General features: G+C 71.4%; 17 protein-coding genes and 1 tRNA gene. 14 read left to right on the top strand and 4 right to left on the bottom strand.

Translation table 11 applies throughout. The features are described from left to right. Positions 1-22 precede the first annotated feature (22 nt). From ACYVC6_RS13895 to ACYVC6_RS13915, 5 genes are all read left to right on the top strand, one after another. Complete coding sequence (locus ACYVC6_RS13895; protein ID WP_460714970.1) at positions 23-2,071, top strand: ATP-dependent helicase; 2,049 nt, start codon at positions 23-25, stop codon at positions 2,069-2,071. Positions 2,072-2,227: 156 nt separating this feature from the next. After that, positions 2,228-2,449: a hypothetical protein gene (locus ACYVC6_RS13900; RefSeq protein WP_460714971.1), complete on the top strand. Its 222-nt coding sequence runs from the start codon at positions 2,228-2,230 to the stop codon at positions 2,447-2,449. A gap of 146 nt (positions 2,450-2,595) precedes the next feature. Continuing rightward, positions 2,596-2,928 (top strand): WhiB family transcriptional regulator, encoded by a 333-nt coding sequence (locus ACYVC6_RS13905; RefSeq protein WP_460714972.1) that lies wholly within the window; start codon positions 2,596-2,598, stop codon positions 2,926-2,928. 52 nt (positions 2,929-2,980) lie between these two features. Then, positions 2,981-3,175: a hypothetical protein gene (locus ACYVC6_RS13910; protein WP_460714973.1), complete on the top strand. Its 195-nt coding sequence runs from the start codon at positions 2,981-2,983 to the stop codon at positions 3,173-3,175. Positions 3,176-3,317: 142 nt separating this feature from the next. Continuing rightward, positions 3,318-3,479 (top strand): hypothetical protein, encoded by a 162-nt coding sequence (locus tag ACYVC6_RS13915; protein WP_460714974.1) that lies wholly within the window; start codon positions 3,318-3,320, stop codon positions 3,477-3,479. Positions 3,480-3,488: 9 nt separating this feature from the next. Here the strand turns inward: ACYVC6_RS13915 and ACYVC6_RS13920 are convergent, their stop codons facing one another. Together ACYVC6_RS13920 and ACYVC6_RS13925 are read right to left on the bottom strand one after the other, a co-directional pair. After that, the gene (locus ACYVC6_RS13920; protein ID WP_460714975.1) at positions 3,489-4,280 is read right to left on the bottom strand and encodes a TOMM precursor leader peptide-binding protein; all 792 of its coding nucleotides are present in this window, start codon (positions 4,278-4,280) and stop codon (positions 3,489-3,491) included. Between the two features lie 132 nt (positions 4,281-4,412). Next, entirely contained in the window at positions 4,413-4,571 is a 159-nt protein-coding gene (locus ACYVC6_RS13925) for a DUF5679 domain-containing protein (protein ID WP_292678241.1), read from the bottom strand. A 181-nt stretch (positions 4,572-4,752) separates the two neighbouring features. On the opposite strand from ACYVC6_RS13925, the gene ACYVC6_RS13930 reads away from it, so the two are divergent. From ACYVC6_RS13930 to ACYVC6_RS13945, 4 genes are all read left to right on the top strand, one after another. Beyond that, on the top strand, positions 4,753-5,547 hold the full coding sequence (locus ACYVC6_RS13930; RefSeq protein ID WP_460714976.1) for an enoyl-CoA hydratase/isomerase family protein: 795 nt from the start codon (positions 4,753-4,755) through the stop codon (positions 5,545-5,547). 349 nt (positions 5,548-5,896) lie between these two features. Next, positions 5,897-6,943: a PHP domain-containing protein gene (locus tag ACYVC6_RS13935; RefSeq protein ID WP_460714977.1), complete on the top strand. Its 1,047-nt coding sequence runs from the start codon at positions 5,897-5,899 to the stop codon at positions 6,941-6,943. Positions 6,944-6,963: 20 nt separating this feature from the next. Continuing rightward, on the top strand, positions 6,964-7,503 hold the full coding sequence (locus tag ACYVC6_RS13940) for a M48 metallopeptidase family protein (protein ID WP_460714978.1): 540 nt from the start codon (positions 6,964-6,966) through the stop codon (positions 7,501-7,503). Positions 7,504-7,636: 133 nt separating this feature from the next. Then, positions 7,637-9,484 carry an AMP-dependent synthetase/ligase gene (locus ACYVC6_RS13945; RefSeq protein ID WP_460714979.1) on the top strand — a complete coding sequence of 616 codons (1,848 nt, stop codon included), beginning with the start codon at positions 7,637-7,639 and terminating at the stop codon, positions 9,482-9,484. Here the strand turns inward: ACYVC6_RS13945 and ACYVC6_RS13950 are convergent. Together ACYVC6_RS13950 and ACYVC6_RS13955 are read right to left on the bottom strand one after the other, a co-directional pair. Beyond that, the gene (locus ACYVC6_RS13950; RefSeq protein WP_460714980.1) at positions 9,481-10,809 is read right to left on the bottom strand and encodes a zinc-dependent metalloprotease; all 1,329 of its coding nucleotides are present in this window, start codon (positions 10,807-10,809) and stop codon (positions 9,481-9,483) included. The two genes, ACYVC6_RS13945 and ACYVC6_RS13950, sit on opposite strands and share 4 nt — an antisense overlap. Positions 10,810-10,932: 123 nt before the next feature. Further along, the gene (locus ACYVC6_RS13955; RefSeq protein WP_460714981.1) at positions 10,933-11,388 is read right to left on the bottom strand and encodes a molybdenum cofactor biosynthesis protein MoaE; all 456 of its coding nucleotides are present in this window, start codon (positions 11,386-11,388) and stop codon (positions 10,933-10,935) included. A gap of 31 nt (positions 11,389-11,419) precedes the next feature. On the opposite strand from ACYVC6_RS13955, the gene ACYVC6_RS13960 reads away from it, so the two are divergent. The 5 genes from ACYVC6_RS13960 to ACYVC6_RS13980 all read left to right on the top strand — a co-directional run bounded on the left by ACYVC6_RS13960 (position 11,420) and on the right by ACYVC6_RS13980 (position 16,561). Next, positions 11,420-11,656, top strand: a complete 237-nt coding sequence (locus ACYVC6_RS13960) for a hypothetical protein (RefSeq protein WP_460714982.1) — start codon at positions 11,420-11,422, stop codon at positions 11,654-11,656. A gap of 13 nt (positions 11,657-11,669) precedes the next feature. After that, positions 11,670-12,746, top strand: a complete 1,077-nt coding sequence (locus tag ACYVC6_RS13965) for a YlbL family protein (RefSeq protein ID WP_460714983.1) — start codon at positions 11,670-11,672, stop codon at positions 12,744-12,746. Beyond that, complete coding sequence (locus ACYVC6_RS13970) at positions 12,743-13,378, top strand: PPA1309 family protein (protein ID WP_460714984.1); 636 nt, start codon at positions 12,743-12,745, stop codon at positions 13,376-13,378. The genes ACYVC6_RS13965 and ACYVC6_RS13970 overlap by 4 nt, the downstream gene beginning before the upstream one ends. Further along, positions 13,375-16,428, top strand: a complete 3,054-nt coding sequence (locus tag ACYVC6_RS13975; RefSeq protein ID WP_460714985.1) for a UPF0182 family membrane protein — start codon at positions 13,375-13,377, stop codon at positions 16,426-16,428. Before ACYVC6_RS13970 ends, ACYVC6_RS13975 begins: the two co-directional genes overlap by 4 nt. A gap of 59 nt (positions 16,429-16,487) precedes the next feature. Next, positions 16,488-16,561, top strand: a tRNA-Met gene (locus ACYVC6_RS13980). The last annotated feature ends 31 nt before the right edge of the window (positions 16,562-16,592 follow it).

Genomic DNA, 16,592 nt, shown 5'->3' on the forward strand with positions numbered 1-16,592 from the left:
CCGGCACCCGGAAGACTGTGACGTGACCCATCTGCTCGACGCGCTCGACCCCGAGCAGCGGGAGGTCGCCGAGGCCCTGCGCGGGCCGGTGCGGGTCCTCGCCGGGGCGGGCACCGGCAAGACCCGGGCGATCACCCACCGGATCGCCCACGGCGTCGCCAGCAACGTCTACGCACCCCACGAGGTGCTCGCGGTGACCTTCACGACCCGGGCGGCCGGCGAGATGCGCGCCCGGCTCCGCGCGCTCGGCGCCGGTGGCGTCCAGGCCCGCACCTTCCACTCCGCCGCGCTGCGCCAGCTGCGCTACTTCTGGCCCCACGTGCACGGCACCGAGCTGCCGCAGATCATCGAGTCCAAGATCGGCCTGCTCGCGGCCGCGGCCCGCCAGCAGCGGCTCGGCGCCGACCAGGCGCTGCTGCGCGACCTCGCCTCCGAGATCGAGTGGGCCAAGGTCAGCAACGTCGGCCCGGCGCAGTACGCCGCCGCGGCGGCCGCCCGCAACCGCTCCGTGACCGGGCAGACCCCGGAGGCGGTGGCGCGGCTGTTCGACGCCTACGAGGAGGTCAAGCGCAGCCAGGGCCGGATGGACATGGAGGACGTCCTGCTGCTGACCGCCGGCCTCCTGGCCGAGGACGAGCGGGTCGCCGCGCAGGTCCGCCGGCAATACAAGTGGTTCGTCGTCGACGAGTTCCAGGACGTCTCGCCCCTGCAGTCCGCGCTGCTCGATCTCTGGCTCGGCGGCCGTGACGAGATCTGCGTGGTCGGTGACCCCGCGCAGACGATCTACTCCTTCGCCGGGGCCGACGCCGACTACCTGCGCGACTTCCCCGCCAAGCACCCCGGCACCACCTCGATCGAGCTCGTCCGCAACTACCGCTCCACTCCCCAGGTCGTCGACGCCGCCAACACGCTGCTCGCCGGCACCCCCAGCCAGGGCGTCGCGCTGCGCGCCCAGCAGCCCGCGGGTGCGGCCGTGGAGTTCCACGAGTGGTCCGACGAGGTGGCCGAGGCGAGTGCGGTGGCCGCCCGGATCGCGGCCCTGCGTCAGTCCGGCCGGGCGCTGTCGGAGATGGCGGTGCTGTTCCGGATCAACGCCCAGTCCGAGAGCTTCGAGGAGGCTCTCGCCGAGCGCGCCATCCCCTACGTCATCCGCGGCGGGGCCCGGTTCTTCGATCGGCCGGAGGTCCGCGAGGCGGTCACCCGGATCCGCGGCGCCGCCCGGTCCGGCGAGACCGGCGAGGGTGCGGGCGTCGTCGACACCGTGCGCGGCACCCTGGCCGGCATGGGCTGGACCGACGAACCGCCCAACGCGCGCGGCCAGACCCGCGACCGGTGGGAGTCCTGGCAGGCCCTGATGGACCAGGCGGCCGCCTTCGAGGAGGGCACGGCCGAGCGTGCGGGCGGTGACCTCGCGGCGTTCGTCGACGAGCTCGACCGGCGCGCCGCCGAGCAGCACGCGCCCGTCGCCGAGGGCGTCACCCTGGCGACGTTCCATGCCGCCAAGGGGCTGGAGTGGGACGCGGTCTTCCTGTGCGGGCTGCAGGACGGCACCCTGCCCATCACCTACGCCGAGACGCCGGCCGCGGTCGAGGAGGAGCGCCGGCTGCTCTACGTCGGCATGACCAGGGCCCGCCACGAGCTCTCGCTCTCGTGGTCGCTGGCCCGCCAGCCCGGCGGCCGGGGGTCGCGCAAGCCGTCCCGGTTCCTCGGCCCGCTGCTCCCCGAGACGCTGCTCGAGGCCGCCCAGCCGAGGTCGGCCCGCTCCAAGCGCGGCGCGCGCACCTGTCGCGAGTGCGGCAAGCCGCTCAGCACCGGCGCGGAGAAGCGCACCGGCCGCTGCGCCGACTGCCCGGCGTCCTACGACGAGGAGCTGTTCGAGCGCCTGCGCGAGTGGCGCAAGGGCCGCGCGGACGCCGAGGAGGTGCCGGCGTTCGTGGTGTTCAGCGACGCGACACTGCAGCTGATCGCCGAGCTCAAGCCCACCTCCACCAAGGCCCTGCTGAGCATCTCGGGCATCGGCCCGCAGAAGCTGGAGAAGTACGGCGACGACGTCCTCGCACTGGTCAGCTGACGGCGTCCAGTGGGCCTCTGGCAGAAAAACTTCGGAAATAGTCATTAAATCGTTTGCCCATGACATCGCCGACGCGTTAGCGTCCTCAGGACCTAAACCCGCGTCAACGGAACTGACAACTCCGGACGCCCGATCGCACCGAAGGAGGTGGACCGCATGAGCAGCATCCGCAACTCGTACCCGGCGATGCAGATTCCCGTCTTCTCTGCCCCGTCCACCTTTGGCATGCCCGCGTGCGGTCACGCCTTCGGCTCCGCCGATGTCACCACCGGTGTCATCGCCGTTCAGGCCGAGGTGCGCGTCAAGGGAGACATGGGTCTCAACGTCCGCACGTACGCCACCCCGGGGACCAGCGCCTGGAGTCCACCGCCGAGTTGAGCGATCAACGCATCGGCAGCCTCCAGGCCGCGGAACCCGACAAGGGATCCGCGGCCTTTCTGTTTCTCAGAAGCAGGACACCCGCGGATCCACCCGAAGACCAACGCAACACCCGCGATCAAGGTGAACAGAAGGAGGTGAAACACATGACCATCAGCGTCCTCGACGGCCGGAAGCTCCAGGACAACCCTCAGGAGCCTTCGCTCGGCACCCTGCACGACCAGGCAGGCGCGGTGGACGACGCGACGCTGCCGTGCCGGGTGAACAACCCGGAGCTGTGGTTCGCGGAGTCGCCCACTGACGTGGAGTACGCCAAGGCCCTGTGCTCGGACTGCCCGGTCCGCGCTCTCTGCCTCGACGGCGCTCTCGAGCGTCGTGAGCCGTGGGGTGTCTGGGGCGGTCAGCTCTTCCTCCAGGGAGTGGTGATCCCCCGCAAGCGCCCCCGTGGCCGTCCCCGCAAGAACGAGGTGGCTGCCTGACTCGAGTAGTCAGCGGCTGCACTCCCGTCCATCCAAGGAACCATCACCACCCATGAACGACCTCACACTCAGGAGCACCGAGATGAACCTCATGAACGAGAACTTGGCGCGCGCGCAGATGGCCGCGCGCCTGGGAGAGGCGCAACAGTTGCGGCAGGGCCAGCGGTTGGCCCGTGCCCGCCGGCTCAGCCGCAAGGCCGAGCAGGCAGCGCAGCAGGCGCGTCTCGCCCTCGCCCGCGCTCTGTAAGACCTCGATGGGAGCCTCGCGCGTCACGCGAGAACCTCAGCGGGACACCCTGATCGCGGGTGTGAAGCGAAGGACCGGATCCAGCCCTGGATCCGGTCCTTCGTCATTTCCGAGCCCGGTCCGCGGGGCTAGCCTCGGGTCCATGAGGACGTGCGACTTCTGCGGTCGGCAGGAGGAGGACGAGGCCAAGACCCTCACCTGGACCACCGCGGTCGAGAACGGCCGCCGCCGCACCTTCTGCGACACCTGCTCGCGTGACCACCTGCGTGCGATGGAGGGCAAGCTCGACTCCGAGTGGTGGTAGTCCCTCTGACTAACCGGCCGTCGCCAGCTCGCCCCAGGCGCAGCCGCACGCCGGGTGCCGGAGCCAGCGCGTGGGCGTGAGCTCCAGCGGCCGGCCGACGGTGAGGGTCGCCGACCAGGTGGCGGGCTGGTCGCCCTCGACGAAGGTCACCAGGTCGCGGACGGCGAGGGACAGCGCGAGCGCGCGCAGGGTGGCGTCGACCGGAGGCGCCACCAGTGGCGGCTGGGTGGCCGCCTGCTCGACCGCCAGGCCGCGCCGCGGGTCCAGCTCGCCGAGGTGGCAGTCCACGCAGCGCAGGCAGGCGGTCAGCCCAGCCGCGACGAACGGACCGACCACGACCTCGTGACCGTGGTCGCGGACCAGGAGGTGGGGCACCTCGTCGCGGACCAGCGGGTCGAGCCGGCCGCGCGGCACCTCGCCGTCGCGGACGAGGAGGACCGCGTCCGGCGTCCCCGACCGGGCGGGCCTGCGGACGCCGGCCGCCGCCAGCAGCGCGGTCAGGCCGGCCGCCACCTCCGGGGCAGCGTCTACGCGCAGCCGCGCCCGGGCCACCCGGTCGTACCGCTGGGCGGAGTCGTCGGGCACCAGCAGGCCCGCGTCGATGATGGCCGCGAGCGCGCGGCCGGTCTCCGGGTCCGGGCGGGCGGGCCGGTTGCCGACGGCGAGGTCGCTGACGAGGCGGCGTACCTCCGGGAGGTCGCGCAGCACCGCGCACCGGGGCGGGTCGACGCCGAGCTGGAGGTGATCGGCGTCGCGGCGGACCAGGCGGAGGCCGGGCAGGAGGCGGAGGGGCTCGGTCACCGCCCCACGGTCACACGAAGCGGCGCCCGGCTGCCGAGGCTCTCCACAGGGCACGAACGAGGAGACAAATGACGAACGGCGGCGCCCCCGAGGGGACGCCGCCGCCGTTTCAGCCTGGTGTTACAGCCTGGATCAGGCCTTGCCGAGGATCCGGTTGAGGTTGGTGCTGCACACAGGGCACACGGCCTTGGCCATGCGAGTGCCCTTGTCGTTGACGCGAACCTCACCCGAGGCCTCACGCTTGGCCTTGCACTTCACGCAGTAGAACTCGCCGCTCCAGGTCTCCGCCATGACGGCCTCCTTGCCTATGTGTTCTTCTCGGTCGTCGCGACGGGGATTGATGAGGAAGCCCGCCGGGGGACCCACGACACCGGTTGCTTGTCAGTGGGGCCGATTTCGACCCTACGTCACGCTCAGACTCAGGCGTAGGAGGCGCTCGGCGTGCCGCTCGGCGCGCTTAGTACCTTGCGGCATGGCCGATTTGACCCATCTGCGTCTCGAGCGCCCCTCCGCGGGCGTCGCCGTGCTCACCTTGGACAACCCCGACATGCGCAACGCGATGTCGGAGGAGATGACCGAATCGTGGGTCCGGGCGGTCGACGACCTGGCCGCCGACCGCTCGGTGCGGGTGGTCGTGGTGACCGGCGCGGGCTCGGCGTTCTGCTCCGGCGGCAACACCTCGTGGATCGCCAGCGAGCCGGATGCGACCGTCGACCACCTGCGCACCCGGATGATCGCGTTCTACCGCGCCTGGCTCTCGATCCGGCGCCTGGAGGTGCCGACGATCGCGGCGGTCAACGGCGCAGCCATCGGCGCGGGGCTGTGCCTGGCGCTGGCCTGCGACCTGCGCTACGCCGTGCGCGGGGCCAAGCTGGGCGTGCCGTTCGTCAAGCTCGGCATGCACGCCGGGATGGGCGGCACCCACCTGCTGCCCGAGGTGGTGGGCGAGGCGCACGCCAGGGACCTGCTGCTCACCGGCCGGGTCGTGGACGCCGACGAGGCGCTGCGGATCGGGCTGGTCTCGAGGGTGCTGGAGGCGGAGACCTTCCGCGAGGAGGTGCTGGAGATCGCGGCCGGCGTCGCGGCGAGCGCCCCGATCGCGACCCGGCTCACCACGCTGGCGCTGCGCGACGGCGGGCACACCGACCTGGAGACCGCGCTGCAGTGGGAGGCGCTGGCCCAGCCGGTCACCCTGGCCACCGCGGACCTGCAGGAGGGCATCGCGGCCAGCAAGGAGAAGCGTCCCCCGGTCTTCACCGGCGAGTAGCCGCCCACAGGACGCGCATAGACGAGGCCCCCGGAGCCGGCTCGAGAGACCCACCTTCCCCTTGCGGATCTCGCTCGCCGGGCCCGGGGGCCACGTCTCGGGCTGACGCTAGGGGCCGCCGGGGGCAGGGTCAACGCCACGACGCCCGCGGTTGTGGACAAGCCTGTGGACAACTGTGTGCACAAGTCGTCTGCCCCGTGGAAACAGGGGCGATCGGGGTGAACAACCCTGTGGATAACGTTGGGCGGCGTACCCCGAAAACCGTGCTGACCTGCACAAACGTGGTTCCACCTGCTGTGGAGGAAAAACAGTTCGGCCTGTGGCCTGGGCCACGACCTAGGGTGACGTCGTGTCGTACGACGGCGGCCCGGTCGCGGCCCTGCGCCGGATCGCGTTCCTGCTCGAGCGCGGGCGCGAGGAGACCTACAAGGTCAAGGCCTACCGCAACGCCGCCGCCGCGATCCTGCCGCTGGGCGACGACGCCGTCCGCGCCGCGGTCGAGGCCGGCACCCTCACCGACATCCCCGGTGTGGGGACGAGCACGGCCAGGGCGATCACCGCGGCGGTCCGCGGCGAGATGCCGGCCCGGCTCGCCGAGCTCGAGGCCGAGCACGGCGGGCCCCTGGTCAAGGACGGCCAGGAGCTGCACGCCCGGCTCCGCGGCGACCTCCACTCCCACTCCGACTGGTCCGACGGCGGCTCGCCGATCGAGGAGATGGCGTTCACCGCGATCGAGCTCGGCCACGAATACCAGGTGCTCACCGACCACTCGCCCCGGCTGCGGGTCGCCAACGGGCTGTCCGCCGAGCGGCTGCAGCGCCAGCTCGGGGTCGTCGACGCCGTCAACCAGCACCTCGACAACAGCGGGGCGGGCAGCGGGTTCACCCTCCTCAAGGGCATCGAGGTCGACATCCTCGACGACGGCAGCCTCGACCAGTCCGAGGAGATGCTGGCCCAGCTCGACGTCCGGGTCGCCAGCGTGCACAGCAAGCTGCGGATGGACTCCGGCCCGATGACGCACCGGATGGTCGAGGCGGTCAAGAACCCGTTCACCAACGTGCTCGGCCACTGCACCGGCCGGATGGTGATGGGCAACCGCGGGACCCGCCCACCGTCCACGTTCGACGCCAAAGCCGTCTTCGAGGCGTGCGTCGAGCACGACGTCGCCGTCGAGATCAACTCCCGGCCCGAGCGCCGCGACCCGCCGACCAAGCTGCTCGAGCTGGCCCGCGACCTCGGCTGCCTGTTCTCCATCGACTCCGACGCGCACGCCCCGGGGCAGCTCGACTTCCTCTGGTACGGCGCCGAGCGGGCGCAGGCCTCGGGCATCGACCCCGACCGGATCGTCACGACGTGGCCTCTGGAGCGGCTCCTGGAGTGGGCGAATCCCAGCTAGATTCCGGCTAGCCTCGGTGCATGGGTGGCGCGGCCGATCACAGGTCCGACGTCGAGGTGCGCCGCTCCAAGCGCCGCCGCCGCACGGTCTCGGCCTACCGCGACGGCGAGCGGATCGTCGTACTGATCCCGGCGTCCATGTCCCACACGGAGGAGGCCGAGTGGGTCGAGACGATGGTGGCCCGGGTCGAGAGGTCCGAGCGGCGCCAGATCCCGTCCGACGAGGACCTGTGGGAGCGGGCGCTCTGGCTCAACGACCGCTACCTCGGCGGGCTGGCGATGCCGGGCACCGTGCGCTGGGTCTCCAACCAGACGCAGCGGTGGGGCTCCTGCACCCCGGCCGACCGGACCATCCGGCTATCCGAGCGGCTGCAGGGCATGCCGCCCTGGGTGGTCGACTACGTGATCGTGCACGAGCTCGCGCACCTGCTCGAGCCCGGCCACGACAAGGCGTTCTGGGGGTGGGTCGACCGCTACCCGCACGCCGAGCGGGCCAAGGGCTTCCTGCTGGGCTGGTCGGCGGCGGTGCGGATGGAGCCACCGCCCAGCGACGAGGACTAAGTCAGGACGAAGTCCCCTAGGAGCCCGTTCGGCGGGGCGGGACCCTGGCCTCAACGGCGTAGCGGTTACGCCGGGTGGGAGCGCGCCGACGGGCGATGAGCTCGAGCCAGCGGCGCCAGGAATCGAGGTTGCCGTGACCAGGACCAGCGCAGGTTCGACGGAGACCAGCGGATACCCGACCCCGGCGGTGTCCGTGGCCCGTCTCTTCTACGACCGGGTGACCGCGACGCCGGACGCCGAGGCGTTCCGCTTCCCGACCGCCGCCGGCTGGGACTCCGTGACCTGGGCGCAGGTGGAGGACACGGTCAGGACCATCGCGGCGGGCCTCCTGGCGCTCGGCGTCCGGCCGGAGGAACGCGTGGCGATCGCGAGCAGCACGCGGATCGAGTGGGTCTATGCCGACCTGGGTGTCATGTGCGCGGGCGGCGCGACCACCACCGTGTATCCCACCACGCGGGCCGAGGGCGTCGCGTTCATCGTGTCCGACAGCGGCTCGCGCATCGTCTTCGCCGAGGACGATGCGCAGGTCGACAAGCTGAGGGAGCAGCGCGACCACCTCCCGGACGTGGTCCGGGTCGTGACCTTCGACGGCACGGCGGACGGCGAGTGGGTCCTCGACCTGGAGGAGCTGCAGGCCCTAGGTGCCAAGCACCTCGTGGAGCATCCGACGGCGGTGGACGAGGCGGTGGCCGCCGTACGCCCGGAGCACCTGGCCACGATCATCTACACCTCGGGGACCACGGGGCAGCCCAAGGGAGTCGAGCTGCTGCACCGGTGCTGGACCTACATCGGCGCCGGCGCGACGACGCTCGACCTCCTCGAGCCGAGCGACCTCCAGTACCTGTGGCTGCCGTTGGCACACGCCTTCGGCAAGATGCTCGCGACGGTGCAGCTGCAGGTCGGCTTCGCGACGGCCATCGACGGCCGCGTGGACAAGATCGTGGAGAACCTCGCCGTCGTCCAGCCGACGTTCATGGCCGGCCCGCCACGGATCTTCGAGAAGGTGCACTCGAAGGTCGTGCAGACGGTCGAGGAGGAGGGTGGCCTCCGGCACCAGCTGTTCAAGTGGGCCTTCTCGGTAGGTGACCAGGTGGGACAGGCCCGGCTCGAGCATCGCCGCCCGAACCCGTTCGTGCAGGCTCAGTTCCTGCTTGCCGACCGGCTGGTGCTCTCCCAGATCCGCGCCCGGCTGGGCGGCCGGATCCGCTTCCTCGTCTCGGGCAGCGCGGCGCTGTCGACCGACGTGGCGCGGTGGTTCCACGCCGCGGGGCTGCCGATCCTCGAGGGCTACGCGCTCACCGAGACCAGCTCCGGGGCGTGCATCACCCGCCTCGACGACCTGCAGTTCGGAGTCGTCGGACCGCCCCTTGCCGGCACCGAGATCAAGGTCGCCGGCGACGGGGAGATCTTCATCAAGGGTCCCGGTGTGATGCGTGGTTACCACAACCTCACCGAGGTGACGGCAGAGGTGCTGAGCGACGACGGGTGGTTCGCGACCGGTGACGTCGGCGAGATCGACGACCAGGGCCGCCTGCGCATCACCGACCGGAAGAAGGACCTCGCCAAGACCTCGGGTGGCAAGTACATCGCCCCCCAGGCCATCGAGGTGATGTTCAAGGCGATCTGCCCGCTGGCCAGCGAGATGCTCGTGCACGCCGACGGCCGCAACTACGCGACCGCACTGGTCGTGCTCGATCCAGAGGCACTCGCCCAGTGGGGACGGGCGCAGCGCCTTCCAGGCGGTGACTACGCCACGCTCGCGGCGGACCCCGCCGTTCGTGCCTACGTGGGCTCCTGCGTGGACGTGCTCAACGCTCGGCTGAACCGCTGGGAGACGATCAAGGACTTCCGGATCCTCGACCACGACCTGAGCATCGAGGACGGCGAGCTGACACCCAGCATGAAGGTCAGGCGCAAGGTCATCGAGGCGCGGTTCGGTCCGCTGCTCGACTCCATGTATGACGACCAGCCCCATGGCTAGTCGTCGGTGGGGGTCGGCTCCTCGCCGTCCAGCAGGGCCCGCAGGCCCTCGTCGAACTCCTCGTCGCTGAGCGTCTCGGGCGCAGTGGCGTCCTCGCGGAAGCCGAGCGGGTCGTCGAGGTCGGCGTCGGTCGGCAGCAGGTCGGGGTGCATCCACACGCCGTCGCGGGCCTCGACGCCCTGGCGGGTGCGCAGCGAGCCCCACAGCGTCGACGCGTCGCGGAGCCGGCGGGGCCGGAGCTCGAGGCCGACCAGGGTGGCGAAGGTCTGCTCGGCCGGTCCGCCCGCGGCCCGGCGGCGGCGGAAGGCTTCCTGGAGCTTGGCGGCGTTGGGCATCCGTTCGGCAGTGGCCTGGCCGACGACCTCGTCGACCCAGCCCTCGACGAGCGCGAGCACGACCTCGAGCCGCGCCAGCGCGGCTTTCTGGGCGGGGGACTCGGGGAGCTCGAACATGCCACTGTCGAGCAGCTGCTGCATGGACTCGGGGTTGGTCGGGTCGATGCCGCGCATCTGCTCCTCGACGCGCTGCTGGATGCCCTCGACGTTGACCTCGATGCCCTGGGCGTAGTCGGTCACCGCGCCGAGGACGTGGTCGCGCAGCCACGGCACGCCGGCGAACAGCCGCTGGTGGGCGGCCTCGCGCAGGGCGAGGTAGAGCAGGACGTCGTCCTCGCTCACGTCGAGGCCTTCGGCGAACGCCGCCACGTTGGCCGGGATGAGCGCCGCCCGGCCGGGGGTGGTGAGTGGGATGCCGATGTCGGACACGCTGAGCACCTCGCTGGCCAGGGTGCCGAGACCGGAGCCGACCTGGTTGGCCAGGAGCGCCCCGATGGCCTTGCCGAGGATGCCGAGGATCGGCGCGGCCTGGGCCTGGGCGGCCTCGGGCAGCGCCGAGCCCATCGCGCCGACGGACTGCTGGGCGACCGGCTCGACGAGCACCTTCCACACGTCGGCGGTGTTGACGACCCACTCGGCGCGGCTCCAGGCGGTCGCCGTGGTCACCCCGGAGGGGAAGTCGGTGGTGTCGTCGAGCCAGTGGTCGGCGAGCCGGACGGCGTCGGCGACCCGCGCCTGCTCCGCGGTGCTGGGCGTCGGGTCGGGCGTCTGAGCCACGGTCTTGCGGGCCAGGTCGAGGGCGACGTCCCAGTTGAGCGGGCCGTCGTAGGGCTGCAGGAGCGACTGCAGCTGGCCGAAGAGCTGGCCGATGTCGGGCAGCTGGCCACCCGCGCCCAGGGCGCCGCCCATCGCGCCGAAGAGCTGCTCGAAGGGCGTGCCGCGGAACGGGTTGCTGTCGTCCGGGCGGCCCTCGTCGGGGTCGTTAGCCATGCCTCAAAGGTACGGACCCCCGGCAACGGAGCCAATGGCCCGAGTGGCATCTCCGGGACGCCTCAGGGTGACCCCGATGGGCTGGCCCGTCCGTGCCCCAGGAAGGCGGGGCCCGCACAGGGGTCAGGGTGACCCGACCCACTCCTCGGTGCCGTCGGCGAACCGCTGGTGCTTCCAGATCGGCACCTCGTCCTTCAGGGTGTCGATCAGCGCCCGGGAGGCGTCGAACGAGGTGCCCCGGTGGGCGGATGCGGTGGCGACGACGACCGCGGCGTCGCCGATCTCGAGGGTGCCGGTGCGGTGCACCGCGGCGAGCGCGTGCACGTCGTACGCGGCGGCGACCCGCTCGCAGACCTCGCGCAGCTTGTCGAGGGCGGTCGGGTGGGCGGTGTAGTCGAGCCCGACGACCTCCTTGCTCCCCTCAGCTGTGCGGTCGTGGTCGCGCACCCGGCCCACGAACACGGTCAGGCCGCCCGAGGCGTCGTCGGCCAGCGCGGCGAGCACCTCGTCGACGCTGAGTGGTGTCTCGCGCAGGTCGCACAGACGTACGCGGTCACCGACCGGCGTGGGGTCCGTCATGCCGGCGACCCTAGTTCCTACCGTGGGGGACGTGGAGATCCTGCTCTGGCTGGTGCCCCCGGCCGTGGTGACCGTGCTGGCGATGGCCTGGGTCGCCTGGGCGGGCCGCGAGGGCCGCGGCGAGGTCGACCGCGACGAGGCCGTACGCCGCCTCGAGGTGGCGTTGGAGAAGGACCCGCCCGCCCTCCGGCGTACGCCGCAGGCGCCGCCGCGGCCGCCGCGCGAGCGGTCCACCGGCGTCGCCGTCAGGCGCGTTGGGGGCCAATGAGAGGCTTCACCGCATGACCCAGCGCATGATCGCGGCATGCGTCTCGGTCCCGCTGCTGCTCGCGCTGGTCGCGGTGGCGTTCTTCGTGCCGGTGCCGTTCGCGTCCTACCACCCGGGGCCCACCTTCGACGTGCTCGGTGAGACCGATGGCAAGGAGATCATCCAGGTCAGCGGGGCGAAGACCTACCGCGACGACGGCGAGCTGCGGATGACGACGGTCTCGGTCTCGCAGGAGGGCGTGGAGAAGAACCTCTTCGAGGTGATGACCGACTGGGTCGACCCGGACTCCGCGGTCTACCCCTACGACATCGTCCACCCGCCCGGCACGACCGCCGAGCAGGAGGAGGTCGAGGGGCAGGTGCAGATGGTGTCGTCGCAGGGCAACGCGATCGCCGCGGCGCTGCGCGAGCTCGACTTCGAGGTCACGCCCGCGCTGGAGGTCCTGTCCATTGCGCCCACGGCGCCGGCCGACGGGGCGCTGGCGGTGCGCGACAAGTTCGTCTCGGTCGACGGGGTGGCGGTGACCGCCGACGAGAAGGGCCAACAGGCGCTGCTCGACGCGATCCAGGGCGCCAAGGACGGCCAGAAGCTGAGCTTCGTGGTGCTGCGCGACGGCGAGGAGGTCACCGTGCCGGTCGGCACCGAGGTGGTCACCGACGACGACGGGACGAAGCGGCGCCAGATCGGCATCCAGCTCGGCCTGGGCTTCATCTTCCCTTTCACCGTGACGGTCAACATCGACGAGAACATCGGCGGGCCGAGCGCCGGGCTGATGTTCGCACTGGCGATCTACGACACCCTGACGCCCGGCTCGCTGACCGGCGGCCAGGACGTCGCGGGCACTGGGGAGCTCGACTCCCAGGGCGTGGTCGGCGCGATCGGCGGCATCCAGCAGAAGGTCGCCGGGGCCCGCGAGGCCGGCGCCGACCTGTTCCTGGTGCCCTCCGACAACTGCGCGGACGCGCTCGGCGCCGACCACGGCGACATGCGGCTGGTCCGGGCGACGACGTTCGTCGAGACCCTCGAGGCGGTCGAGACCTGGGTGGAGGACCCGGACGCCGAGCTCCCCAGCTGCGAGGACGCCGCATGAGCGACCGCGAGCCGGAGCTGGACCCGATGTCGGACCCCCTGACCGATCCACTGGTCGACCCACTGGGCTCCCTGGACGCCGACCCCGCGCTCGCCGCGGCGGTGCTGGAGATCGAGTCGCACATCGCCGAGGGCGGGTGGGACCAGCCGGCCCGCCTCTACGCGCTGGTGCCGACCGCCGACCTCGTGCGCCGCGAGCCCGACCTGGCCGCAGCGATGGGCCTGGACCAGGCGTCGGCAGAGGGGTCGCTGACACCGGTCGAGCAGGACCAGCTGCCCCAGGGCCGGCTGCTCGAGGACGCCTTGACCGCGATCACCTGGCCGCCGCAGGTCGCCGGCTGCGCCGCGGTCGTCGAGCGGCTGGTGCTGCCCCCGGACGTCGACGGCGATGTGCCCGACGACGTGGAGAGCGCGGCGCGGTTCGCCCGGGAGCACCCCGACCGGCAGGAGGTCCGGATCGTCGCGGGCGTGACCCGCGCCGGCTCGGCGTACGCCGCGCTGCGGCTGCGCGCCCACGACAACGCCTCCTCGGTGGTCGGCGGGACCGACCTGGTGCCGGGCCTGACGACACTGTTGGGGTCGACCCTGGACAATGACGACGTGCCCCACGACCCAGCTGAGGACGGCCAGTGAGCGAGCTCTTCGACGAGGACCCGCGCGACACGGCGCCGCCGCGACCCCCGGGCAGGTCCCGGGCGCTGGTGGTCACCGCGGTGGTGCTTGTCGTCGCGTTCTTCGGGCTGACGACGTTCTCGAGCTTCTACACCGAGCGCCTGTGGTTCCGCGACGTGGAGTACGGCTCGGTGTTCAGCACCCTGCTGTGGACCCGGGTCGGGCTGTTCCTGGTCTTCGGCGCGGTGATGGCCTCGGTGGTCGCGGCAAACATCGTGATCGCCTTCCGGCTGCGGCCGCTGTTCCACCCGCCCTCGCCTGAGCAGACGGGGCTCGACCGCTACCGCCAGGCGGTCACCCCGATCCGCACCTGGCTGGTGGTCGGCACCGCCGTGCTGCTCGGCATCTTCGCCGGCACCTCGGGCGCGGGGGAGTGGCGCGAGTACCTGTTGTGGCGCAACAGCGTGCCGTTCGGCCAGAAGGACGCCTACTTCGAGCGCGACATCAGCTTCTACGTCTTCGAGCTGCCGTGGATGCACTACCTCGTCGACGTGGTCATGGCGGTCGCGATCGTGTCGCTGCTGGCCGCGGCGGTCGTGCACTACCTCTACGGCGGCATCCGGCTGCAGACCCCCGGTGACCGGCTGACCGGTGCCGCGCAGGCGCAGCTCTCGGTGCTGCTCGGCGTCTTCGTGCTCGCCAAGGCCGCCGACTACTGGCTCGACCGTTACGACCTGGTGCACCAGAGCGGTTCGCTGCTCACCGGCCTCACCTACACCGACGACAAGGCGGTGCTGCCGGCCAAGGTGATCCTGATGGGCATCGCGGTCATCTGCGCCCTGCTGTTCTTCCTCAACGTGTGGCGCCGCACCTGGATGCTGCCCTCGCTCGGTCTCGCGCTGCTTGTGCTGTCGGCGATCCTGCTCGGCCTGATCTGGCCCGGCATCGTGCAGCAGTTCCAGGTCAAGCCGACCGAGGCGGACAAGGAACGCCCCTACATCGAGAAGAACATCGCGGCCACCCGGCAGGCCTACGACATCAACGACGTCCAGGAGCAGGACCTCTCGCCCGACGAGGAGGCCGCGACGCTGGCCAGCCTGGCCGGCCAGGTGAGCTCGATCCCGCTCGTCGACCCCCAGCTGGTCCGGGAGACCTTCGAGCAGAACCAGCAGGCCCGCGCCTACTACACGGTCGCCGACGTGCTCGACGTCGACCGCTACGAGATCGACGGCACCGACCGCGCGCTCGTCATCGGCGTCCGCGAGCTCGACCAGAACCGCATCAGCGAGGGCGACCAGAACTGGCTCAACCTGCACACCGTCTACACCCACGGCAACGGCATCATCGCGGCGTACGCCAACCAGCGCGACCGCGCGAACCGGACGCCCGACGAGGCCAACGCCGATGACGACCGCACCCAGTGGGCCGAGGGCAACGCGGCCAACCAGACCGACCTCGCCGACTCCGTCGGCGGGTTCGAGGACCGGGTCTACTTCGGCGAGCGCAGCCCGGCCTACTCGGTCGTGGGACGCGGCGAGGGGGAGACCGCGGTCGAGCTCGACCTGCAGCGCTCCACCACTGCCGCCGAGCCCGACGCGGACGAGGCCGACGGGGAGGCCGTCGAGGGCAACGAGGGCACCACGACGTACGACGGCGCCGGCGGCGTGCCGGTCGGATCGACGTTCCGCCAGCTGCTCTACGCGATCCGCTTCGGCTCGACCAACTTCCTGCTGTCGGGCCGGGTCAACGAGAACAGCGAGGTGCTCTACCACCGTGACCCCTCCGAGCGGGTCCAGAAGGTCGCGCCCTGGCTGACCATCGACGACGACGCCTACCCGGCGATCATCCCGGGCGAAGGCGAGGAGGACGGCCGGATCGTCTGGGTGGTCGACGGCTACACCGTCACCGACCGCTTCCCGGGCTCCGAGCGCGAGTCGTTCGACGAGATGACCGACGACGCGTTCCAGGAGGACACCGGCCTGCGGACCCTCCCGACCGACGAGATCAACTACGTCCGCAACGCGGTGAAGGCCACGGTCGACGCCTACGACGGCACCGTGACGCTCTACGAGTGGGACGAGTCCGACCCGATCCTCAAGGCCTGGCGGGGCGCGTTCCCCGGCACGGTCAAGGACCGTTCGGAGATCCCCGAGGGGCTGATGGAGCACCTGCGCTACCCCGAGGACCTGTTCAAGGTGCAGCGCTACCAGTACGCGCGCTACCACGTCACCGACCCGAGCCAGTGGTTCCAGGGCAACGACCGCTGGGAGGTGCCCGAGGACCCCAACAACTCCAACAACCTCCAGCCGCCCTACCGGATGTTCACCAACAAGCCGGTGCCCGAGGGCGAGGCGGCGCCGGCCACGCCCGAGCAGACCTGGTCGCTCACCTCCACCTTCGTGCCGTTCGACCGCAAGAACCTGGCCGCCTTCGCCTCCGTCGACTCCGACGCCACGTCGGACACCTACGGCCAGATGCGCGTGGTCAACGTGCTCGACGAGCAGACCCAAGGTCCGGGCCAGGTCGCCAACGCGATGCGCTCCGACGCCGACGCCGCCGCGGAGCTGGCGCCGTTCCGCCAGGCCGGCAACACGGTCAGGTACGGCAACGTGCTCACCATCCCGGTCGGTGAACGCCTGCTCAACGTCGAGCCGGTCTATGCCGAGCTCGGCGCCACCGGCTCCTACCCGATCCTGCGCTACGTGCTGGTCTCCTACAACGAGAACGTCGGTATCGGCGAGACCCTCATCGAGGCTCTCGGCGCCGCCCTCGGCGTCGACGCCACGGTCGACCCGACCGAGCCGCCGGACACCGGTGAGCCCGACCCCGGCGAGCCCGACCCCGGCACCGGCACGCCCGAGGAGCAGATCGCCCGGCTCCTCGCCCAAGCCCAGAAGGCCTTCGACGAAGCCGACGCGGCCTATGAGGATGGCGACCTCGGGGGCTACCAGGACAAGGTCAACGAGGCCCGCGACCTCATCAACCAGGCCCTCGAGATCGCCGACCAGAACGGCCTCACCCCCGCCACCGAGGAGACCCCCGCAGCCGAGGAGACGCCAGCCGCCGAGTAGGCCGACACCGGCCCGATTTGAACGCCTCACCCCTCGTCCCGTAACGTTGCATTCACCGACGCGGGGTGGAGCAGCTCGGTAGCTCGCTGGGCTCATAACCCAGAGGTCGCAGGTTCAAATCCTGCCCCCGCTACAAATCGAAACAGCAGGTCAGAGCCGGGTTC

It is taken from the genome of Nocardioides dilutus, assembly GCF_054779555.1.